Source organism: Hymenobacter sp. IS2118 (assembly GCF_000715495.1).
Taxonomy (GTDB): Bacteria; Bacteroidota; Bacteroidia; order Cytophagales; family Hymenobacteraceae; genus Hymenobacter.
Window position 1 is genome coordinate 1 of the sequence record NZ_JNLX01000082.1, and the last position, 975, is coordinate 975.

The window sequence follows — 975 nt, forward strand, 5'->3', positions numbered from 1 at the left end:
TTTTGCGCGGTTTTTTCCGCTGGTCGTTGGGTAGCGAATTCGGTGGCATCGACGAGCACGGCCCGCCGTTTAGAAAAATAGCGCTGCAACTCGGCGGGGGATTGAAATTCGCGTTCCGGCAAACAACCCGCCAAACGGAGTGCTTCCCGCAGCACGGCTAAGCCTTCGTCTTGTCGGCGCTTGGCCGTGGCCCCGTCCAGGCCACAGACCAATCCCAGCACGTCATAAGTCAGTCCTGATTTGCAACTAAACAGGGTGAAGAAAAGCAAATCTTCCTCATCCTTCATGCGCGTTCCAGCGGGATGAATGACCATCCTTTCAGCGAGTTGCATCTCGTGCAACGCCGCATAGGCCCGCTGGAATACCGCCAGAAGTTGCTCGAAATGATGGGCATCACACCCCAACGCAGAACGCCATTGACGAGGTGTTTTCAAGTCTTGAACGGAGATTTTCATGCTCAAATATCCACACTATTCATTGCCTAGGCCGCTGCAACAAGTCTAGTATTCAGAACAGATTTTAGACAAGCCTTCTTTTTTTGATTAATGATTGGGTGCTCACCATTAGCAGCTTCAAACGCCTTTTTTTCATTAGGATTTGCAGTACTGTACCAGTTCAGGAGTTCGGTTGATGCGCATTCAAGCCACATTTCCTCCACTTGGTCTGAGTACATTGTCTTATTTTCGGCCTTTAGAAGCTTTTTTGTCTTGTCGATTGCAGCCCTAGTAACCTTGACATTCTGCGCATTAGCTTGCAGAAAAAGGAGTGAAGAAATTAACAGTACAAGAGATATAATTTTCATGTTTTCTAACTAAACTCCTTGAGTTGCAAATGGCTTATTTCTTACAGCAAGCCACCTCAGAAGCCCCCGTTTCTTCATTATCGGGCGTGGGGCGGGGCTTGGAGAAATATCAGAGCAAGCTACACAGAAGCTTCAGTTTCTTCCGCGGCGGGGGCAGCGGGCGGGGGGGGGCG

The 975-nt window shown here is 49.6% G+C and carries 2 protein-coding genes; both read right to left on the reverse strand.

Features of this window, described 5'->3' with window-relative positions; translation table 11 throughout:
* A partial coding sequence (locus GM79_RS06740; protein ID WP_035561203.1) for a hypothetical protein occupies positions 1 to 455 on the reverse strand: 455 nt, incomplete at its 3' end.
* Between the two features lie 26 nt (positions 456 to 481).
* Entirely contained in the window at positions 482 to 802 is a 321-nt protein-coding gene (locus tag GM79_RS06745; RefSeq protein ID WP_035561205.1) for a hypothetical protein, read from the reverse strand.
* Positions 803 to 975: the final 173 nt, after the last annotated feature.